Source organism: Pseudoalteromonas sp. P1-11, from assembly GCF_001399995.1.
GTDB classification, from domain to species: domain Bacteria; phylum Pseudomonadota; class Gammaproteobacteria; order Enterobacterales; family Alteromonadaceae; genus Pseudoalteromonas; species Pseudoalteromonas atlantica.
Genome location: NZ_LJSP01000012.1, coordinates 1 through 25,928 on the forward strand (window position 1 = coordinate 1; position 25,928 = coordinate 25,928).

Sequence of the window (25,928 nt, forward strand, 5' to 3'; positions counted from 1 at the left end):
CGGGTTTTTTGCTGTCTGGGATTTAATAAATAGCCAGACCCATGGCTAACTCATCAGAGAAGTAAAACAGCTCGAAGGCGAGCCCCGACCAACGATAGTGTAGCATTTGCTATGTGACTCTCTAGCGCTGTGGGCACCACGACATCGCCAGGCTCCAAATACAAGAGAGCCCGACTCGAAAGAGCCGGGCTTTTTTACGTCTGCAGAAAAGTGAAATACCTGCCTTTACGTAATACCGACACGTTTTTCCACCCTCAAAATAGATCATTTAATTAAGCGAATTGGTATTACAGTACACGCAAGTCTCTTAACTTAACTAATCTATTAAGATGTATAAAAATAATAGCTTATAGTTCAGACTATTTTGATCCACACTCTTTAACTTTGACTATAGTTATACTTCATAATAATTATTCTGCAGAATTATAAAATGTCGTTACTTTTTAATATTCAGCGCTTTTTTTTATATAGGTTGCTGAGTGTCTATGCGAAATAAAATATTTCAGATATTCGTTTTAATCGTCAGCCTACACCATTTACCGGCTAAATCGGGTGAGTTTGATTTTTCAGGCTACGCGCGTGTCATTGGTGGTTATTTAGATGAAAAAGATGTCGAATATAGAGGCTACGATGACAGTCTTAACTTTTCACCATCAAGTTTAATAGGTCTTCAAGCTGAGTATCAGTTTAATACAAACTGGTCAGTGACAGCACAAGGGTTATTTAGATCCGATAGCACAACGGTATCTGGTGAGAGTGGACTTGAATGGCTGTATTTAACTTATACGCCCACAACAAACCTACAGATAAAAATCGGTAAGCTGCGAACCCCATTTTTTACAATGAGCGACTTCTCTGATGTAGGGTTTGCATACCCATGGATCAATCCGCCACAACAAGTATACGACACGTACTTATTTAAAACATTTAATGGTATTGATGCTATTTACAAATTTGGCTCAGATGACTTTGATATCAGTATTGAAGGATATTATGGCGAAGAGTCGGGAAGTATTGGCATAGGCCCATTTAAAACAGGTTTTGAGGTGGATAATTTAGTGGGTGTGATAGGGAAGTTGAATATTGAAAATATAGAATTTAGGGCTTCAAGGTATAACGGTAACATAGCGTTAGATCTTAAATCGATTAACCAACTACAAGATGTTTTAGAGAATTTTAATTTTAGCCAAAGTGCGGCGTCGCTGACAACGCAGGGCAGTGCGCATGCAGATCAATTTGGTGTTATTTATGATAATTTAGATTATTTTTTTAGAGGTGAATGGGTAAAGATTAAAACACAGTTAGATATAATTCCGATTATACAAAGCTATTACTTAACCGTAGGCTATAACAATGCACCTTTTACTTATCATTTAACCTTTGCAGACAGCGATGTAGAAATTAATGCCAATCAGAATGAAATCCCTATTGGTGCTAATGTAGAGCTTGATCAGCTGGCACAGGCTTATAACAGCGTGTTTGCAGAGTCGGCGCCCGACTCACTAAAAACATGGACACTCGGTATACGATGGGATGTGCTACCTAATCTGGCATTAAAGGCGGAAGTATCTGCTTTAGAGGGCGATGAGGTTAGTAATTCTTTTTTTGTTATCCCTGAGGATGTTAGCTTTAATAGAAAAACGAATCTTTACCATATTGGCTTAGATTGGGTATTTTGATGATGTACTCTAAGTTAACTTACGTGATTAGACATATAATACTGCTGTGTATTTTTACTTGGTCATTATTGTTTATTAGCGTACAAGCCTACGCGGATAATAGCCACACCACTAAAGTGATCATTGTTGTTAATACGGCCAATAAAAACTTAGCTTTGAGTAAGCAGCAAGTTCGCCATATTTATATGGGCGGCGCGATGAGTCGTCAATTTAAAGCAGTAAATTTACCCGCCGGAAACCCGTTACGAATCGACTTTAATACGAAATTGGTTGGCTTAACCGAATCCAGAATTCAGGCTTATTGGGCTCAGATGAGATTTACAGGGCGTAGCAAGCCACCCGTAGAATTTAGCTCGACTAAAGAAATTATTGCGTATTTATTGAAAGAAGAAAATGCAGTTGCTTATTTACCTGCTGATACAAAAATTCCGGACGAGCTAACTGTTGTAACGCTAACGCCTTAATTTATGGTTAACTAGTAGCGCTGACTTATTTTAAAGTTAGTGCCTTAAATGCCTCTTTTGCTTGGGCTTTAGCTGCTGGAATGTGTGCTATGGCTACAGGCTTTGCAAAATAATACCCTTGCATTTCATCACTGCCATTTTTAATTAGGTAGTTAGCCTGGCTGGCTGTTTCTATACCCTCACTACATACTTTTAAACCTAGACGTTTACTTAAATCGAGTATGGCCTTTAATACCGCCGCATCCTTTTCTGAGCTGTCAAATTGATTAACGAACATACGGTCAATTTTGATGGTATCGATATCTATTTTTGTCAGGTAGCTTAGCGATGAATAACCCGTACCAAAATCATCAAGGGCTATAGACCCGCCCATTTGTTTTATTTGGTTAAAGAATTCATTGGAGTTTTCAAAATTATCGAGATAGCTTGATTCGGTTATTTCAAACTGGATATTTGCAATGTCTACGTTGTATTTAACCAGTTTATTTTTTACAACATCAATAAAGTGATTATCTCTAAGGTCATGGCTCGATAGGTTTAAAGAAACGAGTACATGGTTACCTATAGTTTGCTTTAGTGTGGGTAAATCTTGAAATACCCTGGAGACAACCCACTGCGTGATTGCTTTTATTTTACCTGCTTGCTCTGCAATGGGTATAAATTCGCCTGGTGAAATAAAGCCAAGCTCTTCACTTTGCCATCTAATAAGGGCTTCAAGGCCATTAGCCTCACCATTGGCAGCTATTTTTAACTGATACACAACTTCAAACTCATTTTGCGCAATTGCATGACTAATTAAATTAGCCACTTGAGCCATTCGCTTGCTGTTTTCTAACATTTTTCTATGGAAAACAGTGTACGACCCTTTACCTTTTTCTTTTGAGGCATACATTGCGATGTCTGCATTACTAATCAATGTATTAATGTCAAACTCGGCCTCTTTAGCGTGGGCAATACCAATACTTACCCCAGTAGGTATATCCCACTGGTTAATTGTAAAAGGCGTTTGCATTGAGCTGATAATTTGCTCCGCAATATTAATAACGTCGGTGTAATTATTTATATTACGCAGCATTATTAAAAACTCATCACCCCCTAAGCGTGCAATAACATCGTTTTCGCGTAAGTGCTTTTTAATATTACTGGCTACTGCCTTTAAAAGTAGGTCACCCGTTTCATGGCCAAGTGTATCGTTAACACCTTTAAAGCTATCTACGTCAAAAAACATAATTGCTATATCTTGATGATTACTTTTACAGCGTGTTAATTCTTCTTTTAGTAAGCCCATAATAAACATGCGATTAGGTAAGCCAGTTAATATATCGAAGTTAGCTAAGTGCTCCATTGATTGCTTTTGCTTTAATAGTTGTGCGGTGTTTTTTTGATTAGTGAGCACTTGGGAATTAATAGTGTTAAGTAAGTTATTAATATCTTTGCCAAGTTGCGATACTTCGTCGTTGCCTGAGCCCTGGTATTGGAGTTGATAGTTAGTTGTTTTTTCTACTTTTTGTGTGAATTTAGAAAGTTTTAATAGCGGGCTTAATAAATGTTGGTATATCCAAAAAGAGATGATGATGGTGATCACGATACTAAAAATAACGATAGGGGCTGCACTATAAAATAAGCTCGCTTTGCTTTCATTAAGGGGCTTATTAAAATCCTGAACAATTAATAAGTAGCCTACAGGGAACTGCTCCTCACCAATTGTTTTTAAGGCAACTAAGCCTTGATTAGTAACACTGACGGTACGGGGCAAACTTTGTGGTTTGATGCCCTTTAGCTGTGGAGAAAAATCCTCGAACTTTAGGTAATTAGGGTGCACGTAGGACTGTATTAGCTGCCAATTACTATCAAATACATTTACAAACTTTATGTGCTCGTACCTATCTAACCCCAAAAGCTCAGTTGTAATAGAAAATAAATCTATCTCTTGCGACATAACACGTAACAAATTATCTGAAATATTTGATGACATAGCATCGAGGTTTTCTTCAACTGATTGGCGGTATAAATCCTCGTGCTCATTAATAGCTAAATAAAAAACAAAGCTAGCGCTTAGTACAATTAAACAAGTCGTAATAATAATAAATTTGTTACGAATACTATGAAACATTTAGCCAAATCCCTTCTTACTGTCATGCTCTTTCACTAAAAGAGTTATTACTTATTGTTGTTATTTATTAATAGAAGGCTTACGCGTAGCGCTGATGTTACTTACTAAATTTGTAAGTAAAAGAATGTGTTTAAATTCATAGAGTAACTATAGCTGGTTATTTTATTTTAGGCAGACTTACTTTGTTGCAATTTCATTCTTGGCTTAATAAGTGACCTGTGTAAGACTAATGCGGTTATTTATTAAATCAGGTGACATGAATGTCGAATATAAAAGCTTGGAAACTTATGAGCCTGTTTTGTTTGTTTGCAGTGCTTATGGGTTGTCAATCTAAAGAAGAGCAACTACAACAAACAATTCAAGAGTCTATTAAAAAGGCAGATGTTGAGCTTGCACAGCTTGGTACCGCGCTTGATAATGGAACTATACGTAATGCTGTATTGCTTAAAGAATATGGCAAACTCCTTAAACAGCAACAGCCAGAACTTAGTCAGGTTGTTGATGTAATTACCCTTGATGCTACAAGGCAGGGTGCCCTTTACAGTGGTTTAACACAACGACTTAAAGATATTAAAGGCACTTATTTAATCCCTCCTTACGAAGATACGCTACACAGTATTGATTTACTGCGTGAGGCGGCTAAGCCTACGCTGTTTTCTGATGCGTTAACTGACCCGATTAATATGCTAGCGGATATGTCTAAGGGCAGCCTTGCGCGCGTTGGGGCTATTAGTAAAGAAGCAGAGGGCGCAGGCGAGGGTAATCAATTGGTGGGCAACCCTAATTACGGTAACTGGCAAACTAATAGTAATGGTATTAGCTTTTGGCAGTGGTATGGCATGTACCGTATTTTAGGCGATGTATTTGACCGTGTTGAATACGGACGTTGGAGCAGCCGCCGTAAATATAGCTATTACAACGATTACGGCCGCTATCGTTACTCAAGCCCTAAACAAATTAAAACGCAAAGTGCTTTAGAAACGCGTACGCGTCAATCGTACCAACGCCAAGGCAAACAGTTTACTAGCCCTTATGCGAGCAAAAAAACGGGTGCCTCGGGTTTAAGCCGCAGTAGTTATACACCGCCTAAAAGCCGCAGTAGTTACTCGCGTTCGAGTAGTTATAGCAACAGCTCTGGATCGGTACGCAATAGCGGCAGCAGAACCTCTCGTGGCGTGAGCCGTGGTAAGTAAAGAATAAGTTGGAGTTAGAAATATGTACGAATTTAATGGAATAACTACGTGGTCGCTACAAGCTTTGGCGATTGATTTTGCAATTATCGTGTTGTTATTTGTAAGCCTGAAATACATTAAGGGCTGGGTTTCAAACCTTCATGCAAATGACGAAATAACAGAACGCGACAACTTTGCTTTTGGTATTAGCTTTGCGGCAGGCTTAGTTGCACTTGCCATTGTATTAACGGGTGTGAGTAGCGGCGCCTTTGCTGCGTCGTTACAACAAGAAGCCCTGCAAATGCTAGGCTATGGTGTATTAGCCATTGTACTGATTAAATTAGGCCATTTTTTTCAAGATAAGGTCGCGCTTCGCAAAGTCAGCCTGCACGACGAAATTGTAAAAGGTAACGTAACGGCCTCTATTATCGATTTTGGTCATGTAGTGAGTGTGGCTATTGTGATTCGCTCTGCACTTTTATGGGTAGCAACAGAGGGTTGGCACGGGCTGCCTATCGTTATTGCTGCCTTTATTATTGGCAGTGTTGCACTACTGCTTGTAAGCCAATATCGCGTACAATTATTTAAGCGTACCAATAAAAGCGGTGATTGTTTACAACAAGCCATTATTGATGGCAATTTAGCTGTAGGTATACGCTACGCAGGCTTTTTAGTAGGAAGTGCCTTAGCTATTACTGCGGCATCAGGTATTGCACCGTATGCGGCCGATAACATTAATGCTAGCCTGCTTTATTGGGCTATTAGCGCGGTTGTAAGTTTAGTGGCATTCATCATTTTGCATTTAATCACCATCAAAATAATTTTATCAGGTTGTGATATTTCAGATGAAGTTAACCGTCAGAAAAATGTAGGTGTAGGTGCTATTTCTGCTGCAGTGTCGTTTGCTGTCGGTATTACTATGGCAACCTTACTAGGCGCATAATCAGTGTCATCAACTACAACTAGCCCAAGTAAATCACGTTTACTTGGGCACGATATTTTACTAATAACTGTTATGGCCGTACTCGCTGGGTGCGGCCTTATTTATGAATACTTACTTTCGCATTACGCAGGGCGGGTACTGGGCTCTGTAGAGAGTGCTATCTATGCCATGATTGGCACAATGATAGTTGCCATGGGCTTAGGCGCATTTTTAGCCCGTTGGTTTAAAGATGCCTTTACCGCCTTTGCTTGGCTTGAAAGTATTATTGCCCTGGTTGGCATGGGCTGTATTCTGGCAATAGCCGGTGTAATTGCTGTAAGTTATTCACTTCCTCATTTGTTTTCTAGTATTTTTAATTTACCTCCCGATGTTGTGCTCAATGGCTATGTATTTCAAAAGCTGCAAGAGTGGTCACGCTTTTTACCTTATGTGTTTGGTTTAGTACTGGGTTTATTTATTGGTATGGAAATACCGCTTATTGCACGTATTCGCCAACATGTGTACGGGCGTTTTTTAGAAAACAATGCAGGCACTATTTATGGTGCCGATTATATTGGCGCGGGTATTGGTGCGGCTATTTGGGTAAGCATTATGCTGGCGATGCCTATAATGCAAGCTGCAGCGTGGACAGCTCTTTTTAATATACTGGCAGGGCTCGCCTTTTTATGGCGCTACCATGCTCATGTGCGCTTTGCTAAGGCACTTCTGATCTGCCATATAGTATTACTGGCACTGTTTGGGTTTATTTTAGTGATGGGTAGTAGCTGGATGAACAGCTTAAGTAATGTACTTTATAAAGATAAAGTTATTTACTCACAAGCAACTAAATACCAGCATGTAGTATTAACCGAGCGCTTAAGTAAAAACCAGCCAGCGCCTATTACCGACTTGTATTTGAATGGGCGTTTACAGTTCTCGAGTATTGATGAGCAAATATATCATTCAATGCTGGTGTATCCGGCAATGCTCGCATCAAACCGGCACGATAGCGTATTAATTATTGGTGGTGGCGACGGGCTTGCCCTTAGAGATGTTTTAAAGTGGCCAGTGAACGACGTAACGTTAATTGATTTAGATGCACAGCTGCTTAATTTATTTGGCCATAAAGACGGTGATTTTACAGCGCCTGAGGCTATAAGTAAGCGGTTATTAGCGCTAAATAAGCAATCGATGTTAGACCCGCGCGCCAATATTATTGTGGGAGATGCGTTTTTAGAGGTTGAAAGGCTCCTAGATCAAGGTAAGCAATTTGACACTATTTTAATTGACTTACCGGACCCTAATCATCCCGATTTAAACAAAATGTACAGCGACTATTTTTATAACCATGTACGTCAATTGTTAGCTCCCGATGGCGCAATGGCTGTGCAGTCTACCTCGCCTTATCATGCCAAAAAAGCATTTTTAAGTATTGCTAAAACGGTAAAAGCGGCGGGTTTTGATTATGTTGAGCAGTACCAGCAAAATATTCCTTCGTTTGGGCAATGGGGGTGGACAATAGCCACTAAAATGGGTCAACCAGCCAGTGGGCGAATTAAAAATATCAGCGCTATGCCGGTGCCATCAAGGTGGGTAAGTAAAGAATATTTATTAGCCAGCTTTGTATTCCCTAACCAGTATTTTGAACAAGTTAAAAGTATTGAGGTCAATAGGTTAGGTTCGGGTCAGCTATATGATTACTACCGTAATGCGTGGCAGATAGAAAGCGAATTGTATAAAAATTAATAAAACATGGTTGACATAATATGTCGACCATGCGAATCTTAACTCAGACATAATATGTCAAACAGCAAAAAGGCAGAGACATGGAATTAAATGAACTTTCAATAAAATTAGCTTCTTTTGAAACAGAAGGCGCTAACTTTGAGTCTTTCTTGATTGCCAACCCTGGTGAGCAAGATGTTTTACAAGTCATAGTTGATGGAAACGATGAGCTTCCAATTTTTGTTACGCAAACACAAGAGCAGTTGTTATGTATTAGCTACTTGTTTGGCGAAGATGAAGTAAAAAGTGAATTACGCAACGAGTTAAACGAAACACTACTACGTTTAAACGTGCCAATTCCACTGAGTGCATTTGCTAAAATCGATAACAAATACGCGATTTTTGGTGCACTGTCGGTAAATTCATCATTAGATGATATTACCCACGAACTAGTGACACTAGCTGACAACGCTATTGACGCACTAGAAGCCGTGACCTTGTATTTAAACGATTAGTAACTAGTTAGTGGAGTTAAGATTATGAGTATATTAAAGAAATTATTTACAGCAGTACGTGGCGGCGCGCGTGAAGCGGGCGAAGCAATTGTAGATGCAAACGGCATTCGTATTTTTGAACAAGAAATAGCAGATGCGCAAAATGCACTTAATCGTGCTAAAAAGAGCCTTACAGAAGTAATGGCTAAAGAAATGCAAACTAAGCGTAAAATTAGCGCAGTTGATGCATCAATTGCTGAGCACGAAGCATATGCAGGCCAAGCACTGGAAAAAGGTAACGAAGCCTTAGCATTAGAAATTGCCGAAAAAATTGGCGACTTTGAAGCTGAAAAAGCTGAAAACGAGCAAGTATTAGCAGGTTTTAGCAATCATATTGTAGCGCTTAAGCAGCAAGTTAAAGACGCTGAAAAGTCGATTAAAGAAAACCAACGTCAGCTTACTATGGTTAAAACCACAGAAAGCGTACAGCAAGCTACTATGGCCGTTAACAGCACGCTTAATACTAATAGCTCGTCTATGACATCGGCCCGTCAGTCGCTTGAGCGTATTAAACAGCGCCAGCAAGATCGTAGTGACCAGTTAGGCGCTGCAAAAGAGCTTGAGTCAGATACAAATGGCGACGATTTAAAAGCAAAAATGGCTGAAGCCGGTATTGGCGATACAAGCCCAAAAAGTGCCGATATTTTAGCGCGCATTAAAGCCAAGCAAAACGGCTAACAGTTCGTACATTTATAATAAAAGGTAATTAAGCGTGGCTTAGTTACCTTTTTTGCTTAAGGGATGCCTCATTATGTTTAATTTTTTCAAATCAAAAAAAGAGCCAGAACGTCAGCTTAACCATGCAAGTGAGCTTAAAAAAGGTGACATGTTTAGCGTTATCGATTCATTTGCGTATCCGTCGTGGTTAAAAGGGCAAACGCTGCGTGTTATTGATATTCAAACCTATCAATATCAGCACAGTAGTGATACTGAGTTTGTGCTAGAGACGAACAGCGGACAGGTGGTATTTTTACAAATTGAGCAAGATGATGGCGAGCAGTGGGCTAATTTTTCAATCAAAATTCAGCGTGACGACGTAGAGCAAATATTTGGGCTAGACGAATTTGCACGTATTTTTGATGAGGAGTCGTTAACCCATATACAGGTACAAAATACGCCAGAGCAGTTTATGCAGTTTTTAGCTAAAAGCTATCAGCAAATTGAATCGCCTTATGTGTGCTATTTCCATAACAAAGATTTTCGTGGCCAGTCATTACCGCGCTATGAGCAAGAGGGTGGCGAACCTTGTGAAATGATTTGCTTAGCATCGCCAGACGAAGGGCATGGCTTAAATATTGAAATATGGGATGGCGGTGAGACCGAAGTGTCACTAACGCTAACACGCCCTATTACCGATATAGTCGACTTGTTTCCAGGAGATGCGAAGTGAGTGATGCTAAAGACAAGTGGTTACGTCAAGAGCAAGCCGTGCGTGCCACACAAATGGCATTTGATTTAAGCAGCGAAGTACAAAAGTCGATAAAAAAGCAGGCCATTGACCAAGAGCTTACGCCCTCAGATATGATCCGTAAAATTTTAGGCTTAGATGTAAAGTCTAAAAAAACACGTCAGCGCCTATCGTTTAATTTAAACGATGATGAAATAGCCCAACTTGCAACGCGGTTTAATGTCCAAAGTGATGATAAGCGAGCCGTAAAGCAACAAGTAGCAGAGTTATTAATTGCTCATACTAAAAACACTAAGTAGTTAATTTAGATTTATATGAATATTATTTTAATTGCTTACTTAATTATTTTTGCTTTGTTTGGCACAGCTGCAAGTTACTTTGTGCGATTTATTTATGCGTACTGGGTAAAAAAAGAAATGCCAATGAAATACATTGTTAAAGCAGGAATTTGTGTGGTGCTGGTGGTGGTTATTTCAGCGTTAATACCTTTTATAGGTTAACGCTGAAATTGGCGCTTGCGCTATTTTATATCAAATGCTTGGCATTGCTGATTAATACACAGGGTTTGTACCTCAAGTACCGGTGAGCAATCGGTTAAACCTTGCGCTTTGTTTTGCGCTTTTTGTTGTTGTGTAATTTTTTGGGCAACTTCTTCGGCGTGCTCTTGAGAGGTATTAAGCGTTGAATACACAACATACTTACTTGGCCCACCACATGCTCGTGCACCTACTTCGAGTACCTTACATTGAAAGCTTGCGGTGCAACTATTATCACTAACAATGTTATTAAGATCGTAGTTCAAGTCAGACAAATTCTGATTTTGCTCAGTACTTGATGATGTGCTTGCACAGCCGCTAAGTAATAGCATAGCGCTGGTGGCAACACTCACAATTGATAATTTAATTGCTGATGGTAAACAACTCATAACCTTGTCCTTAAAATACACTTACCGCTGAACCTTCAAGTTTAACACATTTATTTTCAACACACTGCGTGCTTGGCGAAGTTAAATGCTGGCACGTGCTCATCATTTCATTTTGTGTGTTGTAGGCTTTTTCAAGCGTTGTTATTTGCTTTGCAAGCGAACTGACTTGCCCCTCTTTAGCTGATTTTGTTGAGTAAACAACATAATCACTTGGTCCGCCGCAAGCTTTGCTTCCTACAGGCATAACCTTACATTGTGCAGAGGTATCGCACTGTGTATTGGCAATTAACGTATTAAGCTCGCTTTTTGCGGTTTTAATGTCGTTAAGTGATACTTCTTTTAAAGCGGTTTTTATGGGTTGTGATGCATCAGTAGGGGTTTTGTGCTTGTTTTCACTGCTGGCTTGTTGAGGTACTTCTTTATGCGGTACTTCTTTAAGCTCGTTCACCGAGTTAGTTGGTGCATCTTGCGATGTTGTTTCGAGGCATGCAGTTAAACAAAGTGGTAAAAGTAGGGCTAACAGTGGAGTACGCATAACAAACCTTGATAGTGATGAATTATTCATCACTATCATACACGGTGCATTTTTAACGGCAATAAAAACTATATTATCAAGTAATTAAAGCCGTTTTAGATTTACCTTTATAAACCGCCTTGGGTAAGTTTAGTGGGGTTAAGCAGTTTTTCTAATTCACTGCGTGGAAGGTCGGTTTCTTGCTCTGCGACATCAATAATTGGGCGGGCTTCTTTGTAGGCTTGCTTGGCTATTTTGGCTGCTTTTTCGTAACCGATCACCGGATTAAGCGCTGTCACTAAAATTGGATTTTTGGCCAGTGCTTTATCAATATTGGGCTGGTTTACTTTAAAACTCGCAATGGCTTTATCTGCCAATGCTTGGGCGCTATTAGCAAGTAACTCAATGCTTTGTAAAATATTGTGCGCAATAACAGGTAGCATTACGTTTAGCTCAAAATTACCGGCTTGGCCTGCCACGGTGATGGTTGCATCGTTACCTATAACTTGAGCGCTTACCATGGCTGCCGCTTCTGGGATCACCGGGTTTACTTTACCCGGCATAATCGATGAGCCTGGTTGCAGTGCTTCAAGCTCTATTTCGCCAAGCCCGGCAAGTGGGCCTGAGTTCATCCAGCGTAAGTCATTGGCTATTTTCATTTGCGCTACAGCGAGTACTTTTAACTGACCTGAGAGCGCTACAATGGCATCTTGCGAGCCAATATTGTAAAAAAAGTTACTGCTTGGCTTAAAGCTTATACCCACATTAGCGCTTAAGTTTTTAGCAAACTTTGAGGCAAATTCGCCATCAGCATTAATACCCGTGCCAACAGCTGTCCCGCCTTGGGCAAGCTCACATACTCGCTCTAAGCTATGGCGAATGCCTGAGGCTGCATTATTTACTTGTGATTGCCACGCGCTTAGCGTTTGCTCAAATGTAACGGGCATGGCATCCATTAAATGCGTACGGCCTGTTTTAACTATTTTGCCAACGTCTGCCTTTTTTTGCTCTAAACTCTGCGATAGTTTTTCAAGAGATGGCAGTAATTCATAAACTACGTTAATAGCACTACTTAGTGCAATGGCTGTAGGCACAACATCGTTAGAGCTTTGCCCCATATTTACATCATCGTTGGGGTGAACTGGCTCATTACCAATGCGGGTTGCAAGCGTTGCGATAACTTCATTAGCGTTCATGTTCGAGCTGGTGCCTGAGCCAGTTTGAAAAATATCAACCGGGAAGTGCTCGTAATGCTCGCCATCAATAATTTGTTGGCATGCTTGCTCAATTGCGTTGGCTTTACTTTTACTTAAGTGATTTAGCTCAAAGTTACTTTGTGCTGCAGCTTGTTTAATGTATGCAAGCGCTGTTACAAACTGTTTTGGCATAGTTAAGCCGCTAATAGCAAAGTTGTTAACTGCACGCTGGGTTTGCGCTTGGTATAGCGCATCACTAGGGACCTGTAATTCACCCATGCTGTCGGATTCGGTTCTAAAATTGCTCATAAGTCGCTCCTTAAAAAGGGTTAAATTCGTGACTGAGTACGCGAGCTTCGCGCTCAAGTTTTAAAAATTTTTCAGTATCGTTATGTGCATAGTAAAAGCGTTTTAATGCCAATAAGGGTTTATATAATTGCTCAAGGCACTGCTTACGAATGGCATTGTGTATTAGAGGGTCGCACATTTTATTGATAATTTCATGGTGAGTGCGTAATAAATATAACTCTTGTAGTAAGGGGTTACGCTGTTTTTCAAAGCTTTTAGCAACGTTTAAAGCGGTTTCTATGTAGTGAGCTACCACCATAGGCGCATGTAAGCCCGGGCGTAAGCAGTTACAAGCAAGTTCATGATGATAAGGCTGTAATGCCTGAAAGGGAGACATAAAAAAACCGATTTAAGTTAACGATAATAGTTATCATTACATTTAATCGGTTTCAGTGTAAACAGTTATTATAAAAATTATTTGCAGCGTTTAATTGAGTATCAATTATAGCCAAGAATGAATATTTGGTCTGTTTCATGTTTTTTTAGCGCCTGTTGATTTTGGTTACAGTGAGAAAGTAAGTCGATTACAGTGGCTCTACTATCACAGGTGCTACTTGGTTTTTCGGTGCTTTTTTCTGTCACTGAGACAACAGCGTCTACAGCGGTGTAAGGGGGAGTATGCATAATTTTATCCTCGTATTTAATATTGGTAATACACCCTACTTAGGGTTGATTTAATTAAAGCATAATACATACCATCGTCTTATTTTTATTTTAGTGCCATGAATTAACTCACTTTTATAAATTATCTATAAAACTTTAATTGTTCAGTGCCATTTTTTTGCGTTAATGTTGTGCAATAAATTTCAATATTGGTGCAGGTCATGATCAAACCTTTCTCACAAGCGTGTGAAAACAATAAGGGTCCTATTTTAGAAGTGCTTAAAACGGTTTTTAATAAGACAGAATCTGTACTCGAAATAGGCACGGGTACGGGGCAGCATAGTGTGTTTTTTGCTGAGCAATTACCGCATTTACAGTGGTATGCAAGTGATCGCCGTATAAACCATGAGGGCATAAATTTATGGCATAAGGAGGCAAGTTTAACTAATTTACACGGCCCTCTTGAGCTTGATTTGAATTATGCATGGCCGGTAAATAACGTAGATGCTATTTACACAGCAAATACGTTTCATATTGTAAGTTGGCAGTTGGTTGAGCAATTTTTTAAAGGGGTTTCAACGCACTTAGCAAGCCAGGGAGTAGTGTGTATTTATGGCCCTTTCAAATACCAAGGGCAGTTTACAAGTGCAAGTAATGAAGAGTTCGATCGCTTTTTAACACAGCGTGACCCATTTAGCGGCATTCGTGATTTTGAGGCCATAGAGCAATTAGCAACACAAGCAGGCCTTACACTCATAAGTGATACAGCTATGCCAGCTAACAATCAGTTATTGGTTTTTAAACGGCAGTAAATCAGCGCACTGCGTTTTATAAATTGTCATATGTTGGCGTTCTCGCTTTAGGTAGTCGTTTATTGCTGCTCTAAAGTCGGGTTCAACAATATAGTGGCTGGAGTAAGTAAAAACAGGCTCAAACCCACGAGGTATTTTATGCTCACCTTGAGCGCCGGAGTGAAAGCAATGTAAGTTATGCTTAATCGCAAATTCAATCCCCTGGTAGTAACACAGCTCAAAATGAAGAGAGTCTATTTCTTCGCTGGCGCCCCAATAGCGGCCATACAAGGTATTTTTACCTTGTAAGCTTAGTGTTGCTGCCACTATTTTGTTGTCTTTTTTGGCGAGCATAATAATTAGCTGATCGCCCATTAGTGCCTGTAATAAAGTAAAAAACTCAATATTTAAATACCCTAAATGCCCAGAACGTTTTAAATAAGTACGCTGATAAAACTCACAAAATAGCTGCATTGTTTCAGGGCTTAGGTGCGAGCCTTGCAGCCATTCAATGGAAATATTTTGCTGCGCTATTTTAGCTCGCTCTTTTTTTAGCGTTTTTCGTTTGCGTGCGGTGAGTGTATTTAAAAAATCGTCAAAGGTTTTAAAGCCTTTATTAAACCATTGAAACTGCACGCCTACGCGCTGCATTATATCGTCAGTACACAGGGCTTGAGCTTGAACCTTTGGGCAAAAGTTAACATGCCAGCCAGACCAACCTTGCTCCACACTCGTTAAATTTAATTGCTTTTTTATGTACTCGTATACGCTTTGTGTATTCGTATGTGCAATGGCAATACGCTGGCCTTCAATGGGGCTAAAAGGTACACCGCTTAGCCATTTAGGGTAATAGGCTAATCCGCGTTGCTCGTAGGCTTCTGCCCATGCCCAATCAAAAACATACTCTCCGTAAGAGTGGCTTTTTAAATACCCAGGAGCGAGTGCGACTAGTTTATCAGCTTCATAAACCGCTAAGTGCTGAGGCTGCCAGCCTGTCTCTTTGTTTACGCAGTGGCTTTGCTCTAATGCATATAAAAATGCATGGCGGGTAAAAGGTTCATTACCGAATAAACGCGTCCATTCGTGTACGTCTATCTGGTTAATATCACTAAACCATTGGTGGGTAAAAGTGGCCATTACTGCTTACCTTGGGCTGCTTTATAGTGGGTGGTGGCGTTTTAAACTAAGTTAACACAAGTGCATTTATTTAGCGCATTATTGTATTAGTGCTCTTCAATTTCGGCGTATTGGGCTAAGCACGCGGTTAGCTTAACCAGTTCTAGCGGTTTTGCAAGATGCTGATTAAAACCAACGGCTTGAGCATGGGCTTTATCCTCAGGCATAACATCGGCGGTCAGCGCAATAATAGGCAGCTCTACCTCACTTTTAAATTGCCTAATTAGGGCGGTGGCTCTGTAACCATCCATTATTGGCATTTGGCAGTCCATTAAAATTAAGTCAAAGTGTTGCTCTTTTGCTATATCTACTGCCGCTTCACCATTTTCGACAATATGGGCAACAATACCTAATGAGCCTAGCATGGCTTTAATTACCATTTGGTTTACCGAGTTATCTTCTGCTACTAGCACTTTTAAAGCCGCCAATTTAGTACCCGAGTATACAAGCTCGGCTTGCTCTTGTACTGGGCTGGTGCGAAGCTCAACGTCAAATTTAAACGTAGAGCCAACGTTTGGTTCGCTCTGTAATGTGACGTTACCGCCCATTAATTTACTGAGCTCTTTTACGACTGTTAAGCCCAGGCCTGTGCCACCGTATCGCCTTGATGTTGAGTCGTCGGCTTGGGTAAAGGCACTAAATAGCTTGGACTGCTGGGTAGGCTTTATGCCAATACCCGTATCTGTAACGGTTACGGTAATTTTAACTTTGTCAGTACTGATAAACTCTCCGCCAAAGTCTACATTTACTTTGCCTTGCTCTGTAAATTTTATTGCGTTGCTGCAAAGGTTCAGCACTACTTGCTCAAAGCGTAAAGGGTCGCCTACATACCAAGTATCTACCGGAAGATGACTGCTAACCTGCCAGCCAATGCCTTTATTGGCTGCACTGGCTTCAAACATTGTGTTAATACGCTTTATAATTGCATGAAGGTCAAACGCTGTGCTTTCTAGCTTAAGCTTATGTGATTCAATTTTTGAAATATCGAGTATGTCGTTAATCAGGTTTAGTAAGCTTTTAGATGAAGAGTTTATTTTGTCTAAGTAACCAATAAGAGTGTGTGCGTTGTCTTCTTTGCGCGCTAATGATGAAAAGCCAATAACTGCATTTAATGGTGTGCGTATTTCATGGCTCATATTGGCTAAAAATCGGCTTTTAGCCTGATTAGCTAAGTCAGATTGCTTTTTAGCTTGCGCAAGCGAATGGGTGCGCTCTGCGACTTTTCGGGTAAGGGCAATTTGTTGCTGATTAAAAAGCAGTAAAACAATTAAAATTAAGGCACATACCACCAATTGTAAGGCCATTAAAAACAGTGTTAATTGGTTATTATGGGGGGCAAGGTATTTCTCTTTTAAGGCTAAATGTGCATTCCATGTTTGCCCACCAAAGCTGAGCTTTAGTTTCATAACACGGCTGCCCTGAGCGATATTTAAACTTTTGCCGTAGTTACTATAAAAAGCGGGCTTATTTACATCTTCATAAAACGCAATAGAAAACATCTCTGATTGTTGCTCGTTAATCGCTTGCTCAATAATATTACGCACTAAAAACACACCTGTTGCGTACCCCTTTATAATAGCTTTTTGCTGTTGTTGTTCGTACACGGGGGCAAATAGCAGATAGGCAGGCTCAGGCTCAGCTGTTTGCACTAACTGAATAATTTTAGTGCTGACTGGCTGATACCTAATTGCAGGGTCTACTAGCGATGCTTTTCTGTCTGGGTTTGAATACACATTAAAACCAACCGCTTTTTGGTTGCCATTAAAAGGAGCAATGTATTTAACGATGACCATAGGATCGTCTGGCTCAAGGGGTTCCCCGACAATTTCAAAGTCTAGGTGGTATATATCGGCAACTTCTTGGGTAAACGAAGCTCGCTCACTTTGCGCTATTTTTTGATTCCACGAAAGCGCTTTAATAAACGAATGCTGCGTCAGTAACTCGCTGGCGTAGGCGTAAAAGTCTTGTTGGTTTAAATTAGGGTTAGATTGAACTTGGCTGGCTAAGCTTTGCACCGCTATTAAACTTTGGTTGATGTAGCGATATAAGCTATTTTCAATAATGTGAGCTTCTCGCTCGGCGACTTTAACGGTATTTTGTCTGTTTTCTTGGTTATAAAGCTGGGTAGTTACTGCAACAGATATAAATAAAATACTACATACCGCTAATGTAGGCAGCGGCGATATAGGCCTATTTTGCCCTTTAAACTGAGTAAGCACCAACAGCAGAGGGGTGGCAATAATTACGCCTAATGAGTCTCCTAGCCACCAAAATAACACATTTTGCCAATGATCTTTAATATCGTACGCAGAGTTAAATTGGCTTAGCGCAAATACCCCAAAATTTGCTGAAATTAAACTAACCGCAATGCCCACAACAAAAATAAAATAAATGATACTTGCGCGTTTTTTAAAATACAGCGGGTGTCCAAGCCAATATTTAAGTAAACCAGCCCCCACCATTGCCTGCAATACAATGCCAATAGCAATATACATGGCTTGGTTGAAGGTATTGCCAACTAACACCATATCGTGAGCTGTGCTGTCAAAAATATTAAAGTTAAAAGCAAAGGCTGCTATAAAAAGCGCTGGGATGAAGCGCCACCACCACATATAGCATCCAACTAAGGCAATGCCTGCAGGTAACCATACCGGGATAATTTGAGTATTAAAGGCGAGTTTAGTGAGTGAAATACCAATTAAAAAGTACGCTAATGAAAAAATTATGTAAAAGATAACTGAATGATATTTTGAGTTAAAATTTTTCACATAGCTCCCTGACTTTTTAAAAGTACTTAATTTTAAATATCAGTATAGCGAACAGTATGTTATTTGCGGTATTTTTTAATATATGTTGTAAAAGGTGTACCTTGCGCAATGTGTAAACTGCTTATTTAGCAGTTAAGGTTGTTTGCTCAGCTGCTGTTTCTGCTGCTGTAAAATAGAGATTTGTTGCTCTACAGCGCTAATTAATGCGTTATAGCGGTTTTGAATCGCCGTAGTTTTAGTGGCTATCGCATCGGCTATTGATTCGGCGCCCATTCTATTAGCTTGATCTTGAGTAACATAGCTGGCTTGTTGTTTGGCGTCAGCTAAGTCTTCTTTATAATTTTTGATAGTAAGCTGGTGGCGTTTAATTTCACGATCAATTTTTTTAATCTCAATGTAGTTATCTACAGAGGCACCAGGCATTGCGGGTGAGTTTGCATTATTGCCGTACTTATCGGCAACTAGTGGCTGTTTTAGCTTAATAACTTCTGCATTGTCAGCACAGGGTGTTTGGCTAAATGTAGCGACTCCTTTAATTGTGCATTTATAAACCGTAATGTCTTGGGCTGCGTGTGTACTTAAAGCCACAAGGCCTATTAAAGGTGCAATTAAACGAAACATAATTAAACTTACGTTAGTGGAGTTGTTATTAATAATGCCGTAACTATCCAGTGTATTCAATGTGTTTTGATTCACCTATTTTAATAAGAAATGGTGGAGAAGGAGGGATTAGCTTAATTACATCCATGTAATTAATTGCTTTGCAACGCCTGCGGCGGCTTAAACTGTTCCAGACATTTTATCGAACCCTAGCGAGGATTCTCACCCTCCTTGGATACATTGGCTGTTAAATTTCAGGCACAAAAAAACCGCAACTAAGCGGTTTTTAATAAGAAATGGTGGAGAAGGAGGGATTAGCTTAATTACATCCATNCCGCCTGGTTCGTAGCCAGGTACTCTATCCAGCTGAGCTATGCGCCCAATCTTTACTTTACAAGACTGCCATTAAAAGAAATGGTGGAGAAGGAGGGATTCGAACCCTCGATAGAGCTACAAACTCTATACTCCCTTAGCAGGGGAGCTCCTTCGGCCACTCGGACACCTCTCCAACGCATAACAGATTGTATTAACGGTAGTTTATTCATACCATTAATTAAATAGTGGTGGAGAGATAGGGATTTGAACCCTAGATAGGCTACAAACCTATGCCGGTTTTCAAGACCGGTGCATTCGACCACTCTGCCATCTCTCCGTGACGCAGAATAATACTTAGGTGATACCGTCGTGTAAATAGCAAATAAACTGTTTGCTTAAAAAGTAGGCGTAATTACGGTTTTTTTTGTAAATAGAGGGAAATTAGAAGGATTTAAACTAAAAATTAAAGGGTGGCAGCAAACTAAGGGAGCTAAAGAAGCGCTTTCAATAGTGGTTAGTTGTTTACTGCCCCTGCTTAATAATCATAACAAGATTGATTATTTGTATTGCGCGGCGCTGTTTAATGCTAACTTTTTACCCATACGGTTTAATTTAGCAAGCATTTTAGCTTTACGGTTAGTTGGTTTTACGCCAACGTGGGCTGCTGCATTTTGGTTTAGGGTGTTTATTGGGTTCATGTCTTTGCTCCAAGGTGTATGTGTTTAAATCGCGAGCATTTTGACTCTTTTTTGTTTAAAAATACAACAATATAAACTAAGGCTTGGCTATTAGTTATTTTTATCTGAATTTGCATTGTTTTGTTTTTAATTAAAACTACTAAGTGCCCATTTTGCATAGTTATTTAATCAGGGGGCTAGGTTTTAATTTGTTTTATAAGTGTTTTTTGTATTTGTTAATGTTTTTAGTAAATTTTTACACACTTTTATGATTAATTATTCAGATAAATTAATTTTAACTTAATTCTTATTTATGCTTGGTGTACTGGCTAATAGGAGATAAATTACTTGCAGTTGTTAATAATAGTTAAACCGAGCGTAAAAAGTGTGGTGTTAGAACACTTTGATTGGCTTAAAAAAACATGCCAGAAGAAAAATATTCTCTATATTACGGTTAAAACGACAGGTAATTTTGAGTACGACTTAGCAAACGTTAAATTGAATGCACAAAAAAGCCAAATAGCAGTGGCTATTGGAGGTGATGGCACGCTTAATTTGGCACTTAATGGTGTGATTGACAGTGCATGTAGTTTGGCAATATTACCTTGTGGTACGGGCAACGATTTTGCCCGTCGCTTTCATTGCACTGCTAAACAGTGGCAAAACGCTATTTTTAATGCCCCCACACACTTAATTGATGTAGGTAAAATTAATACTCGTTACTTTATTAATGTGGCTGGTGTTGGTTTTGATGCTCATGTAATTAAGCAGTTGGGTTATTTACAAAGCATGTCAGCTTGGCGCTATAAGTGGATGAGCTTTAAATCGCTCTTTACTTACAAAGCAAGCACACTAAATGGAGCATTTTTAAATAAGCAATGTAGCTATCAAAATTTAATAACTGTATTTGCGAACTCTCAGTATTTTGGTGGCGGCATTAAAATAGCACCTAGGGCTAAAATTGATGATGGGCTGCTTGATTGCTACCAAATGCAAGCGGGTAGTCTTGTTGATCACTTATATAGCTTTATTAAATTAATTTTTAAGCGCCACCATAATTTAAAAAAGCTTACTTATAGCCAACTCAAACAGGCGCGTATTAATACTAGAGATTTATTAATTGAGGCCGATGGCGAGCTAGTAGGTGTTACGCCCGCGGTTATTGCTATCCAGGAGCAGGCTATTAATTTTCATATACCAATAAAAAAGCGCCTACAGTAGGGTAGGCGCTTTTGTGTTAGTGCGTTAAAAACGCCTCTAACTGGGGACGGAGCCATTTTTAGCAACGCAGCGGCTTGCTAAAAAGGCGTTAATTCTTTTTGTGGGGGTAAGTACAATTGCATTACCCAGTAGTACTAAACTAAAGCCGGCAAAGGTGTTTGCATGCCATTCAAAGCCTTCAAAAAAGCTGCTTAATGCAACGGCCACTAACGGAAACAGCACTATGGCGTAGCTTGCTTTTTCGGGGCCAATGTTTTTTAACAAGGCAAAATAGCAGCCAAACGCAATCACAGTGCCAAAAACCGATAAATACAATAGCGACAGCCAATAGCTGGTAGGGGCACTAAAACTGACCGTTATACCATTTATTAATACATAAACGGCTAAACCTACTGCGCTATATAACATGCCCCATGCGTTACCCTGCAGCACACCTATTTGACGATTAGAATTACGTACACTAATCATATTGCCCAATGAAGCCACAAAGGTACCCCCAAGGGCAAGTAGTAACCCGACCAACGCCCCATTACTCAAGTCGAATTGCTGTAAATGCGGCCAAAACAGACAAATAATACCCACCACGCCGATTAGCGCGCCGCAGTAAATACGTTTGGCAATGGGCTTTGCAAAAAATAAACGGGTGTTGACTATGTTCATTATTAGCAACATTGAAAATGCAATAGAGGCCATTGCCGATGAGAGGTAGTTTTGTGCCCAATACAAAAGCAAATAATTTAAGCCAAAGTTAGAAATGGCCAATAAAGCAAAAAAGCCATGATCGACTAACGAAAATCGCATATTAGGCTTTTTGTAGGCCACAAATAGCCACATACATGCAGCTGCTATGGCAAAGCGATAAAACAAAGAAAGCTCCACAGCAATATCGCCTAGCTGAAACGAAATCGCGAGCCACGTAGAGCCCCAAATTAACACTGTTGTGAGATATAGCGCTGCGCTTTTCATGGCAAACCTCTAAAAAACCGATTGAGTGGTTATTTTAGAGTCTATCTGTATACTTACCATATACAGAAAAGTATAAATGTAACCTATACAGATTTGAGGCGAGATATGCAGCCAGCTGCCAATAAGCAAAAAGCCGAGTTTTTATACCAACAAGTTATTGAGCTAATTAAAGACATGCAAGCGCAAAAGGTATTACTACCAGGGGAAAAGCTTCCTTCGCTTCGTAAAATGGCCAGTAACTTAAATATTAGCATTCCGACGGTTAAGCAAGCGTATCAAGCGTTAGAAGATCAAGGGTTAGTAGAGGCACGTGAAAAATCGGGCTACTTTTTAACGGTGCTTAATACGGTTTACAGTTTGCCAAAGCGTGTAAAACTAAGCCGCGAGCCTGTCACTGTAAATAAACAAGCATTAATAGAGCAGGTATACAGCGCTATTCATCAACCTAATGTAATTGCCTTTGGTATTGCCAATCCCGTTGCTGCCGCGCCTACCGATAAAGCTTTAGCCCGTACCATGCGTCGGGTTATGACAATTGCTGGGGCGAGTGTTATTAATTATGGCCCTATTGATGGTTTTGCTGCGCTTAAAAAGCAATTAGTGCATAGATACTTAGGCTTTGGTATTGGTGTAAATATAGATGAACTGGTGATCACCAATGGCGCGCAAGAGGCGCTGGCTATCGCACTTAAGTGTGTTACTAAGCCCGGCGATGTGGTTGCAATTGAAACCCCCTGTTATCACGGCATTATTGAACTAATAGAGAGCTTAGGTTTAAAGGCGCTTGAAATTCCGCTATGCCCCGACAATGGTATTTGGCTTAACGACCTAGCTCAAGCGCTTGAGCAACATGATATAAAAGCATGCTTGTTTTCGACCGCCATAAATAACCCGGTTGGCAGCTTTATGAGCGATGAAAGCCGTAAGCAAATGGTGGACTTAATAGAGTCACATAATGTTGTTCTTATAGAAGATGATGTGTACGGTGATCTGCACTTTACTGCCAAGCGTGGCACGCCCGCTTTAGCGTATTCAAAAAAGGGGCTTGTGATCAGCTGCGCCTCGTTTTCAAAAACGGCTGCACCAAGTTATCGAGTAGGTTGGTTAATAGCAGGCAAGTTTGCAGGTCAAGCGCGCCGGCATAAGCGTGCATTAAGTTGCTCTGCCTCACTTATAAATCAGTGGACGCTTTCTGAGTTTATAGCCAGTGGTGAGTATGACCGTAATTTAAAAGTGCTTAGGCAGCGCTTACGTAATAACAAAGAACGCATGAGGTGGTGCTTATTAAACGCGATGCCTAAAAATACGCGTATTAGTGACCCTAAAGGTGGGTGTGTTATTTGGCTTGATTTAGGCCAAGGGGTAGACAGTCAAAAGTTATTTTTACTGGCGCTAGAAGCTGGTATTAGCATAACCCCTGGACTTATTTTTTCAGCAAGTAATAAGTATAAAAGCTGTATTAGGCTAAGTTACGGGGTGCAGTGGAGCGAAAAAATCGAGCAGGCTATTACCACGTTAGGTGCGCTGGCTCACACGCTAAAAGAATAAAAAAGCAGCACCTAATATACAAGTGCTGCTAAAGGGATGTTAAATACGGTGCGGTGTATTAATTTTGTTTAATGGTAAATAACTCGTAGCCTTTTAGCTGCGGTAACTGCGCTACTAATTGCTCTTCTTGCTGTGCTATGTTGGCAAAGCTGTCGCATAAAGAGTTGGCACGCTTTTCAAGCGCACTGGCATGCAGCTCTACTTTTTCTTCTATTTGCGCGCCCATATTTTCCATGCGTTGCTCAAATGCATCCATATCTCCACCCGAACCAAGCAGCTCAGAGCCTAAAGCAACTAAAATACTGCCCATTGATTGCATAACGGCAGACTCAACCACGGTTTCTATTTGCTCCTCAAATTGGTGTTCAAAGTTTTCACCAAATTGATTAAAGCTTTGTTGGCCCATTACAAACGTACCTTGTTGATAAAAGGTGTTTTCTACTTCAAGTCTTATATCGTCCATCAGGCCAGATAAGTCATCAAGGCCATCAATATTAAATGCGTTGGCTACTTCCTCTAATGCTACACCGGCTATTTTCACTCCGTCTAGGGCAATATTAGCGACCTCAGGTAGCTGCGTACGTAAGTTGTCTGAATACTGGGTAAGCGCTTGGCGCTGCTCGCTGTTAATGGATACTTGTTCGCCATTTATAGTTAAGTTGCCATTGCTGTTAAAGCGCATGAATTGATTAGATGCGGTAAAAATTTCTAATTCGCTAGGTTTAATGCGTACATCGTTTTTAAACTCTACATTGCACTGCTCATTGCTAAACGAAATACCCGCATTGTTATCGTTATGTGCCATTGCAGCGGGTGTACAAATTAAAGCGCTTACTAATAGTAAATTTTTCATGTTTATTCTCTAATAATTGTTGATGACAGCTAAGTATTAACAAGTTTGGTGCCATTATTTATTTTTATTTTAAAACAGTAGGTTATGAAATTTGTGTGTTTTTAATGATTTTTAATTTTGATAAATAAACTACTTTTTAGTCAAAAACACTAAAAATAAATAAATGATAAATTTTATTTGTCGAAACGATAAAAAACTCTCACTTTCCACTTTCTTAATTTAGCGCTATTTATTCACAATATTGACATGAAGGCTATTTACGATAGTCACGTGGCTTTATTTTGGTGCTAATTTGTTCGTATTTTAGCGCTAAACATTTTTTTAATTTACCAAGTGCAGGAATAAACCTGAGTTGGTCTCAAACACTTTATGGAGTGGGTTGTGGGTAAGACATTTAGTTACGATGCGCTAGATGATGATTTTGTTGAAGACGAGTACGAAATGGTCGGGCGTAATCAGCATGACAAAAAAAAGCAAAAGGTGAAAAAGAAGTTGGAAGATTACCTTGAGCAAAAACGTTTGCGTAAAAACCTAGGTGAAGACGACTTAAACGATTACATAGACTAAATTGTGCTAGTTAAAATAATGCGCCTTTTTATTAGGGTTTGAATGTGCGTTTACGCATGTTTAAAGGCTAAACATTGGCAATAAAGAGGCTTTATGCCTCTTTATTACTTATTATGTACTTAATTTAGCAAGTGCTTGTTGAATAGTGGTTTCTAGCTTTTCTGGTTTTGTAAAAGGCGCATAGCGCTTGATAGGTGTACCATCGGGCGCTATTAAAAACTTAGTGAAGTTCCACACTATTTTTCGTGTTAAAAAGCCGGGTAAGGCCGATTTTAAATACCTAAATACAGGGTGGGCGTGACGACCGTTTACATCCACCTTAGCGGCCATTAAAAAGCTTACCCCGTAATTAATTAAACAGCCTTGTTGTATTTGCGTCGCGTCGCCTGGCTCTTGCTGACCAAATTGATTACATGGAAAACCAATAATAACCAATCCGCTTTTCGCGTACTTACTATGAAGAGTTTGTAGCGACTCGTACTGCTTAGTAAAACCACACTCACTTGCGGTATTAACAATAAGCACAACCTTGCCTTCAAAGTCGCTAAAATTAATTGTTTTACCGTCTAACGCAGTAGCCGTTAATTGATGAAATTCATGCATGATAGATGCTTTTTTATTGTTGTTAGCTACATTCTACCCGCTGTAGCGCGTTACTAAAAGTATAAAATTTAGGCTTGTTAATACCGCGCTTAACTATGCGCTAATGGGTTGGCTGTTATTTAGGGCGTGTTGAACTTTGCGGATTGAAATTTGTTCAACCTAGGGGCGATCAAATCGCGGCGCGAGGTTTGTAACCTAGTGGGCTAAGTAAAAACCGAGC

The 25,928-nt window shown here is 39.9% G+C and carries 27 protein-coding genes and 2 tRNA genes; 14 read left to right on the forward strand and 15 right to left on the reverse strand.

Annotation, left to right across the window (positions count from 1 at the left end):
- Positions 1-485 precede the first annotated feature (485 nt).
- Positions 486-1,679 carry a hypothetical protein gene (locus tag AN390_RS16100; protein WP_055255359.1) on the forward strand — a complete coding sequence of 398 codons (1,194 nt, stop codon included), beginning with the start codon at positions 486-488 and terminating at the stop codon, positions 1,677-1,679.
- Positions 1,679-2,143 carry a hypothetical protein gene (locus AN390_RS16105; RefSeq protein WP_055255360.1) on the forward strand — a complete coding sequence of 155 codons (465 nt, stop codon included), beginning with the start codon at positions 1,679-1,681 and terminating at the stop codon, positions 2,141-2,143. The genes AN390_RS16100 and AN390_RS16105 overlap by 1 nt, the downstream gene beginning before the upstream one ends.
- A 25-nt stretch (positions 2,144-2,168) precedes the next feature.
- Here the strand turns inward: AN390_RS16105 and AN390_RS16110 are convergent, their stop codons facing one another.
- Entirely contained in the window at positions 2,169-4,256 is a 2,088-nt protein-coding gene (locus AN390_RS16110; protein WP_055255361.1) for a bifunctional diguanylate cyclase/phosphodiesterase, read from the reverse strand.
- 260 nt (positions 4,257-4,516) lie between these two features.
- On the opposite strand from AN390_RS16110, the gene AN390_RS16115 reads away from it, so the two are divergent.
- The 8 genes from AN390_RS16115 to AN390_RS16150 all read left to right on the forward strand — a co-directional run bounded on the left by AN390_RS16115 (position 4,517) and on the right by AN390_RS16150 (position 10,537).
- A complete protein-coding gene (locus tag AN390_RS16115; protein WP_004589136.1) occupies positions 4,517-5,449 on the forward strand; it encodes a hypothetical protein in 933 nt (310 codons plus the stop codon).
- Between the two features lie 22 nt (positions 5,450-5,471).
- Positions 5,472-6,371, forward strand: coding sequence for a DUF350 domain-containing protein (locus AN390_RS16120; RefSeq protein WP_055255362.1), 900 nt, complete (start codon positions 5,472-5,474; stop codon positions 6,369-6,371).
- A gap of 3 nt (positions 6,372-6,374) precedes the next feature.
- The gene (locus tag AN390_RS16125) at positions 6,375-8,096 is read left to right on the forward strand and encodes a polyamine aminopropyltransferase (RefSeq protein ID WP_055255363.1); all 1,722 of its coding nucleotides are present in this window, start codon (positions 6,375-6,377) and stop codon (positions 8,094-8,096) included.
- Positions 8,097-8,176: 80 nt separating this feature from the next.
- The gene (locus AN390_RS16130; protein WP_004589139.1) at positions 8,177-8,590 is read left to right on the forward strand and encodes a YjfI family protein; all 414 of its coding nucleotides are present in this window, start codon (positions 8,177-8,179) and stop codon (positions 8,588-8,590) included.
- Between the two features lie 24 nt (positions 8,591-8,614).
- On the forward strand, positions 8,615-9,307 hold the full coding sequence (locus tag AN390_RS16135; RefSeq protein ID WP_004589140.1) for a PspA/IM30 family protein: 693 nt from the start codon (positions 8,615-8,617) through the stop codon (positions 9,305-9,307).
- A gap of 73 nt (positions 9,308-9,380) precedes the next feature.
- A complete protein-coding gene (locus tag AN390_RS16140; RefSeq protein ID WP_055255364.1) occupies positions 9,381-10,019 on the forward strand; it encodes a DUF4178 domain-containing protein in 639 nt (212 codons plus the stop codon).
- Positions 10,016-10,336 (forward strand): hypothetical protein, encoded by a 321-nt coding sequence (locus AN390_RS16145; RefSeq protein ID WP_004589142.1) that lies wholly within the window; start codon positions 10,016-10,018, stop codon positions 10,334-10,336. The genes AN390_RS16140 and AN390_RS16145 overlap by 4 nt, the downstream gene beginning before the upstream one ends.
- Positions 10,337-10,351: 15 nt before the next feature.
- Complete coding sequence (locus AN390_RS16150) at positions 10,352-10,537, forward strand: hypothetical protein (RefSeq protein ID WP_004589143.1); 186 nt, start codon at positions 10,352-10,354, stop codon at positions 10,535-10,537.
- A gap of 20 nt (positions 10,538-10,557) precedes the next feature.
- On the opposite strand, the gene AN390_RS16155 is transcribed toward AN390_RS16150, so the two are convergent.
- The 5 genes from AN390_RS16155 to AN390_RS16175 all read right to left on the reverse strand — a co-directional run bounded on the left by AN390_RS16155 (position 10,558) and on the right by AN390_RS16175 (position 13,644).
- Positions 10,558-10,962: a hypothetical protein gene (locus tag AN390_RS16155; RefSeq protein WP_029772226.1), complete on the reverse strand. Its 405-nt coding sequence runs from the start codon at positions 10,960-10,962 to the stop codon at positions 10,558-10,560.
- A 10-nt stretch (positions 10,963-10,972) separates the two neighbouring features.
- Positions 10,973-11,497 carry a hypothetical protein gene (locus AN390_RS16160; protein ID WP_173644040.1) on the reverse strand — a complete coding sequence of 175 codons (525 nt, stop codon included), beginning with the start codon at positions 11,495-11,497 and terminating at the stop codon, positions 10,973-10,975.
- Positions 11,498-11,604: 107 nt separating this feature from the next.
- Positions 11,605-12,981: a lyase family protein gene (locus AN390_RS16165; protein ID WP_055255366.1), complete on the reverse strand. Its 1,377-nt coding sequence runs from the start codon at positions 12,979-12,981 to the stop codon at positions 11,605-11,607.
- A gap of 10 nt (positions 12,982-12,991) precedes the next feature.
- The gene (locus tag AN390_RS16170; protein WP_004589147.1) at positions 12,992-13,357 is read right to left on the reverse strand and encodes a hypothetical protein; all 366 of its coding nucleotides are present in this window, start codon (positions 13,355-13,357) and stop codon (positions 12,992-12,994) included.
- A gap of 101 nt (positions 13,358-13,458) precedes the next feature.
- Positions 13,459-13,644, reverse strand: a complete 186-nt coding sequence (locus AN390_RS16175; RefSeq protein ID WP_004589148.1) for a hypothetical protein — start codon at positions 13,642-13,644, stop codon at positions 13,459-13,461.
- A gap of 200 nt (positions 13,645-13,844) precedes the next feature.
- Between AN390_RS16175 and AN390_RS16180 the strand changes: the two genes are divergently transcribed.
- Complete coding sequence (locus tag AN390_RS16180; RefSeq protein ID WP_055255367.1) at positions 13,845-14,435, forward strand: DUF938 domain-containing protein; 591 nt, start codon at positions 13,845-13,847, stop codon at positions 14,433-14,435.
- Here AN390_RS16180 and AN390_RS16185 read toward each other — a convergent pair.
- The 6 genes from AN390_RS16185 to AN390_RS19805 all read right to left on the reverse strand — a co-directional run bounded on the left by AN390_RS16185 (position 14,412) and on the right by AN390_RS19805 (position 19,971).
- On the reverse strand, positions 14,412-15,551 hold the full coding sequence (locus tag AN390_RS16185) for a GNAT family N-acetyltransferase (RefSeq protein ID WP_055255368.1): 1,140 nt from the start codon (positions 15,549-15,551) through the stop codon (positions 14,412-14,414). The genes AN390_RS16180 and AN390_RS16185 overlap by 24 nt on opposite strands.
- An 86-nt stretch (positions 15,552-15,637) precedes the next feature.
- Positions 15,638-18,358 (reverse strand): ATP-binding protein, encoded by a 2,721-nt coding sequence (locus tag AN390_RS16190; protein WP_055255369.1) that lies wholly within the window; start codon positions 18,356-18,358, stop codon positions 15,638-15,640.
- A gap of 132 nt (positions 18,359-18,490) precedes the next feature.
- Positions 18,491-18,979: an RNA-binding protein gene (locus tag AN390_RS16195; protein WP_039972466.1), complete on the reverse strand. Its 489-nt coding sequence runs from the start codon at positions 18,977-18,979 to the stop codon at positions 18,491-18,493.
- Between the two features lie 394 nt (positions 18,980-19,373).
- Positions 19,374-19,466 (reverse strand) — tRNA-Ser (locus AN390_RS16200).
- A gap of 53 nt (positions 19,467-19,519) precedes the next feature.
- Positions 19,520-19,610, reverse strand: a tRNA-Ser gene (locus tag AN390_RS16205).
- 220 nt (positions 19,611-19,830) lie between these two features.
- Positions 19,831-19,971 (reverse strand): hypothetical protein, encoded by a 141-nt coding sequence (locus AN390_RS19805; protein ID WP_004589025.1) that lies wholly within the window; start codon positions 19,969-19,971, stop codon positions 19,831-19,833.
- Between the two features lie 327 nt (positions 19,972-20,298).
- Between AN390_RS19805 and AN390_RS16210 the strand changes: the two genes are divergently transcribed.
- On the forward strand, positions 20,299-21,171 hold the full coding sequence (locus AN390_RS16210) for a diacylglycerol kinase family protein (protein WP_055255370.1): 873 nt from the start codon (positions 20,299-20,301) through the stop codon (positions 21,169-21,171).
- A 36-nt stretch (positions 21,172-21,207) separates the two neighbouring features.
- Here AN390_RS16210 and AN390_RS16215 read toward each other — a convergent pair whose 3' ends face one another.
- Positions 21,208-22,137, reverse strand: coding sequence for a DMT family transporter (locus AN390_RS16215; protein WP_055255371.1), 930 nt, complete (start codon positions 22,135-22,137; stop codon positions 21,208-21,210).
- 105 nt (positions 22,138-22,242) lie between these two features.
- On the opposite strand from AN390_RS16215, the gene AN390_RS16220 reads away from it, so the two are divergent.
- Complete coding sequence (locus tag AN390_RS16220) at positions 22,243-23,685, forward strand: PLP-dependent aminotransferase family protein (RefSeq protein WP_055255372.1); 1,443 nt, start codon at positions 22,243-22,245, stop codon at positions 23,683-23,685.
- A 58-nt stretch (positions 23,686-23,743) separates the two neighbouring features.
- Here the strand turns inward: AN390_RS16220 and AN390_RS16225 are convergent, their stop codons facing one another.
- A complete protein-coding gene (locus AN390_RS16225; protein WP_004589021.1) occupies positions 23,744-24,538 on the reverse strand; it encodes a YggN family protein in 795 nt (264 codons plus the stop codon).
- Between the two features lie 381 nt (positions 24,539-24,919).
- Here AN390_RS16225 and AN390_RS16230 point away from each other — a divergent pair, with 381 nt between their 5' ends.
- Positions 24,920-25,105 (forward strand): PA3496 family putative envelope integrity protein, encoded by a 186-nt coding sequence (locus AN390_RS16230; protein WP_004589020.1) that lies wholly within the window; start codon positions 24,920-24,922, stop codon positions 25,103-25,105.
- Between the two features lie 111 nt (positions 25,106-25,216).
- Here the strand turns inward: AN390_RS16230 and AN390_RS16235 are convergent, their stop codons facing one another.
- Entirely contained in the window at positions 25,217-25,708 is a 492-nt protein-coding gene (locus AN390_RS16235; RefSeq protein ID WP_055255373.1) for a glutathione peroxidase, read from the reverse strand.
- Between the last annotated feature and the right edge of the window lie 220 nt (positions 25,709-25,928).